Raw genomic sequence first — 4,873 nt, 5'->3', positions numbered from 1 at the left:
TTCCTGCACTCAGTTTTTCCTGCACTCAGACGGTATACTGCTGCGCCGCGCGCAGGCAGCTACAGCAGCAGCCCCGGATCCTGCTCCATCGCAAGCCCGGGGAACACCCCGCCCTCCAGGCCGCTTTTCTGCGCCCCGGCAAGCCCATGCAGCAGCCAGGCGAGGTAGCGGCGCACATCCGCGGTCGGCATCAGGTCGCGCCGGTCGTAGAGGTCGGCCTCCGCCAGCCCCGGCCAGCGCCCCAGCACCCGGCCGCCGCGCACCGCGCCGCCTGCCAGCAGCATCGCGCCGCCGGTGCCGTGGTCGGTGCCGCCAGTGCCGTTCTCCCGCACGGTGCGCCCGAACTCGGTCACCGCCGCAACGGCGGTCTTGCCCCAGATCTCCGGCCCCACGCCGCTTTGCAGCTCCAGGATCGTCTCCGCCAGCCGCCCCAGCGCCGCCTTCAGGCCGCCGGCCTGGCGGTAATGCGTGTCCCAGCCGTTGATCGAGAACGCCGCAATCCGGCTGTCGCCCCGCAGCTGCTGAGCGGCATAGGCGGCAATCGCGGTATGCGCCTTGCCCTTCGGCGCCTTCATCATCTCCATCATCCCGCTGTCTTCGCTGCCCTCGCCGCCGTCCTCAAGATCCAGCGACATATCCTGCCGGGTCAGCTCCAGCGCGTCGTTCAGCGCCGCGTGGAACAGCGGGTCGTCTTCCATCAGGAGCGCCGCCAGCCGCTCCGCCTGCGGGCTCATCGCCAGCCCGGCGCCCGGCGCCCATTGCGAGACCGGCGCAGCGCCCTCCAGCAGCAGCATCCGCTCCTGTCCGATCGCAAAGGCAGTGCGCGCGTCCGTCCCCGGCATTTGCTGCAGCAGCCGGTTCAGCCAGCCGTCGCGGGCCTCGCCCAGCCCGGCGGTGCCCGCCTCCAGCAGGTCCTGCCCGTCAAAGTGGCTGCGCCGGTCGCGGTACGGCGTGGACACCGCGTGCACAAAGCCAAGCTCGCCCTTGCGCCACAACGGCAGCAGCGGCGCCAGCCCCGGGTGCAGGGCGTAAAAGCCGTCCAGATCGGCCGCCCCGGCGGCGGGCCCGCCGGACAGGGTCTGCCGCAGCCCGGCAAACTGCGGGTCGCCATAGGGCTGCACCACATCCAGCGCGTCCATGCCGCCGCGCAGGATGATCACCACCAGCCGCGTGTCCCAGGGGGCGGCGGCAAAACTGACAGGGGTGACCAGCGGGCTGGCGGCCAGCGAACAGCCCAGCAAGGCAGAGCGGGTCAGGAGAGAACGGCGGGTCAGCTGCATCGGATGGACCTCCTGTTAGCGGCGCTGAAAGGCGGGAGAGGACAGGATCAGCCCGACCGCCTCCGCTTCGGTTTCGGCGGCGCGGGCGGCGAACATCACCCGCTCATTGGCAAAGCGGCCCAGCGCCGCAGAGGCAAAGCCGCGCGGATCGGGCAGCGGCTGCACCAGCCGCCGCGGGGCCGCCATCGCCCAGCGCAGGCGGGCGGCCAGGGCCTGCGGCGTGACCCAGGCGGCGTCTTCTTCGGGCCAGCCGTCCGGCCCGCCGGAAAACTCCCACCGCTGCCCCATCGGGGTCAGCGGCGCCAGCAGCAGCCGGTTCAGCTGCCCCGGCCTGAAGCCAGCAACCCGCGCCTCAGAAACTGCCAGCGCCCGGCAGGCCGAGGCCACGTAATCAAAGGGCGGCTTCACGTTGCGCAGCTGCGGCTCCCAGGCGGCCGGATACTCCAGCAGCGCCGCGTAGACCTGCATAAGGTCGCCGCCGCTGTCCTGGAACCGGGCCGCCATGTGGGAGATCAGTGCCGGATCGGGCGTGTCGGAGACGAAATGAACCGCCAGCTTGCGGGCGATATGCTGCGCGGTGGCAGGATGGCGGGCCAGATCGCGCAGGGCGCTCAGCACCTGCTCCACCTGCGGCTTGCCGCCGCCGTAAGTCTTGCCAAGAACGGTCTCCGCCCCTGGTTCCGCCATGCCGGGGTGGAAAACGAACTTTGCCCCCTTGGAAACGCTCAGGCCTGTGAACAGCTCCGCCAGCTGCCGCACATCCGTCTGACTGTACGGCCCGCCGACCCCCAGCGTGTGCAGTTCCAGCACCTCCCGGGCCAGGTTTTCATTCAGCCCGCTCAGCCGTTCGCGCCGCGCGGCGGCGCGGCTGCCCGGCCCGGCAGAGCGGTTCTGGTCCAGGTACATCAGCATCAGCGGGCTGGTGGCGGCGGCGATCAGCAAATCCTCGAAGCGGCCGCTGACGTGGGGCCGGATCACGCTTTCGGCATAAGGCGCGGCCAAAACCCGCGTCGGCCCGGATTTGCCCTGCGCCGTGAAATGGTCGGCCCAGAACAGCACCAGCCGTTCGCGGAACCCGTCACGGGTGCTGACATGGCGCAGCAGCCGCTGGCCGTGCCATCCGAAGCGGGCAAGGTTCTGCGACCGGCGGAATTCCTTGAACGCCTTGTCCGCGGCCTCATAGCCGGGCTTTCCGTCCTGCTGCCTGCGCTTGCGCCGCAGCCGCCGGAAGGTGGCGGCGCCTGCGACTGCGTCTTCAAACCGGCTGACCGGGAACCGCTGCGCCATTTCGTCAGGCCCTTGCAGGCGGCTGAGCATCTCTTCGCGCGAGGCCGGCGGCGCAACCGCCGGCGACAGCCCGGCGCCAAAGCGGATCTCAGCCAAGTCTCCGTCAAACTGCATTGCTATGCTCTCTCCTTGCGCTGCCGGCCTGCCCGCAGGTTAGAGCATCGCCGCCCTGCCCCACAGGTGAATTTCAGGTGATACGCACGTTTCCGCGCGTTCCGTCGCCCGCGCCGCAGCTTTCTGCAGCACGCCGGGTCCCGGCACGGGGAACGGCCAGCGGCCAGCCGCAGTTGCGCCGCAAAAGAAAAGGCCCGGGCGATTGACCGGGCCTTTCATCAGAACGTCTGCGCCGTTCACTGATCCTGCGGGATCACGCGCAGGCCCAGCTCCATCAGCTGTTCCGCCATCGGCTCAGAGGGCGCGGCCATCATCAGGTCTTCGGCGCGCTGGTTCATCGGGAACATGATGACCTCGCGGATGTTGGCCTCATCGGCCAGCAGCATCACCATGCGGTCGATACCGGCCGCGCAGCCGCCGTGCGGCGGGGCGCCGTACTGGAACGCATTGACCATGCCGCCAAAGCGCTTCTTGACTTCGTCCTCGCCATACCCGGCGATTTCGAAGGCCTTGAACATGATCTCCGGCTTGTGGTTCCGGATCGCACCGGAGACCAGCTCATAGCCGTTGCAGGCCAGGTCATACTGATAGCCGGTCACGGCCAGCGGATCGCCCTCCAGCGCCTCCATGCCGCCCTTGGGCATCGAGAACGGGTTGTGGTCGAAGTCCAGCTTCCCGCTCTCCTCGTCCTCCTGGTAGATCGGGAAATCCACGATCCAGGCAAAGGCGAAACGGTCCTGCTCGGTCAGCCCCAGTTCCTCGCCGATCACGTTGCGCGCCTTGCCCGCAACGGTCTGGAAGGTCTTGGGCTTGCCGCCCAGGAAGAAGGCGGCATCGCCCACGCCCAGTTCCAGCTGCTGGCGGATCGCCTCGGTGCGCTCGGGGCCGATGTTCTTGGCCAGCGGGCCCGCGGCTTCCATGCCGTCCGCGCCCTCGCGCCAGAAGATGTAGCCCATGCCCGGCAGGCCCTCTTTCTGGGCAAACGCGTTCATCCGGTCGCAGAACTTGCGGGAGCCGCCTTTGGGCGCCGGGATGGCGCGGATTTCGGTGCCGTCCTGCTCCAGCAGCTTGGCGAAAATCGCAAAGCCCGAGCCACGGAAGTGGTCGGAAACCACCTGCATCTTGATCGGGTTCCTGAGGTCCGGCTTGTCGGTGCCATACCACAGTGCTGCGTCCTTATAGGAAATCTGCGGCCAGGTCTGATCCACCTTGCGGCCGCCGCCGAACTCCTCGAACACGCCTTTCATCACCGGCTCGATGGTGTCGAACACGTCCTGCTGGGTGACAAAGGACATCTCCATGTCGAGCTGGTAGAAGTCGGTCGGCGAGCGGTCGGCGCGCGGGTCCTCGTCGCGGAAGCAGGGCGCGATCTGGAAATACTTGTCAAAGCCCGAGACCATCATCAGCTGCTTGAACTGCTGCGGCGCCTGCGGCAGCGCATAGAACTTGCCCGGGTGCAGGCGCGACGGCACCAGGAAGTCGCGCGCGCCCTCGGGGCTGGACGCGGTGATGATCGGGGTCTGGTACTCGTTGAAGCCGATGTCCCACATGCGGCGGCGGATCGAGGCCACCATGTTGGAGCGCAGCAGCATGTTCTTCTGCATCTTCTCGCGGCGCAGGTCCAGGTAGCGGTAGCGCAGGCGGGTTTCCTCCGGGTATTCCTGATCGCCGAACACCATCAGCGGCAGTTCTTCGGATTTGCCCAGCACTTCGATGTCGCGGATGAAGACCTCAACCTCGCCGGTCGGGATCTTGTGGTTCACCAGGCTTTCGTCGCGCGCCTTCACCTCGCCGTCGATGCGGATGCACCATTCGCTGCGGACCTTCTCGATCTCGGCAAACACCGGGCTGTCCGGGTCGGCCATGACCTGGGTCACGCCGTAATGGTCGCGCAGGTCGATGAACAGCAGGCCGCCGTGGTCGCGGACGCGGTGGACCCAGCCCGACAGGCGGACGGTTTCCCCGACGTTGGATTTGTTCAGTTCGGCGCAGGTATGGCTGCGGTAAGCGTGCATCGGTTGACCTTTCGTTATACCGGTCTTGTGCCCGGGCGGGCCGTCGTTCGGGAGATGCGCACAGGAGCGGCGCGGAATTCGTCCGGGGTGGTACACAAGTTTGCGGCTCAGTTGTCAAGCAAACAGGGCCATTTCCGCCCCGGCAGCGGCCCGGTTTTTGCCGGTTCCGTGAAATGG

Annotated in this window: 3 protein-coding genes; all 3 read right to left on the bottom strand. The window is 67.8% G+C overall.

Annotation, left to right across the window (positions count from 1 at the left end; genetic code table 11):
• Nucleotides 1–59 precede the first annotated feature (59 nt).
• Nucleotides 60–1,280 (bottom strand): DUF1501 domain-containing protein, encoded by a 1,221-nt coding sequence (locus tag ACTRWG_RS22630; RefSeq protein ID WP_462829976.1) that lies wholly within the window; start codon nt 1,278–1,280, stop codon nt 60–62.
• Between the two features lie 15 nt (nt 1,281–1,295).
• The gene (locus ACTRWG_RS22625; RefSeq protein WP_027234821.1) at nt 1,296–2,681 is read right to left on the bottom strand and encodes a DUF1800 domain-containing protein; all 1,386 of its coding nucleotides are present in this window, start codon (nt 2,679–2,681) and stop codon (nt 1,296–1,298) included.
• Nucleotides 2,682–2,917: 236 nt separating this feature from the next.
• Nucleotides 2,918–4,696, bottom strand: coding sequence for an aspartate--tRNA ligase (gene aspS, locus ACTRWG_RS22620; protein ID WP_027234822.1), 1,779 nt, complete (start codon nt 4,694–4,696; stop codon nt 2,918–2,920).
• Nucleotides 4,697–4,873: the final 177 nt, after the last annotated feature.

Source organism: Leisingera sp. G5_S3_59_S7 (assembly GCF_054968485.1).
Note: the sequence above shows the minus strand (reverse complement) of the source record. Positions and strands in the feature narration are given on the sequence as shown.

Coding starts and splice junctions, on each gene's coding strand:
- ACTRWG_RS22630 (WP_462829976.1), bottom strand. CDS start 1,280: ATGCAGCTGACCCGCCGTTCTCTCCTGACCCGCTCTGCCTTGCTGGGC.
- ACTRWG_RS22625 (WP_027234821.1), bottom strand. CDS start 2,681: ATGCAGTTTGACGGAGACTTGGCTGAGATCCGCTTTGGCGCCGGGCTG.
- aspS (WP_027234822.1), bottom strand. CDS start 4,696: ATGCACGCTTACCGCAGCCATACCTGCGCCGAACTGAACAAATCCAAC.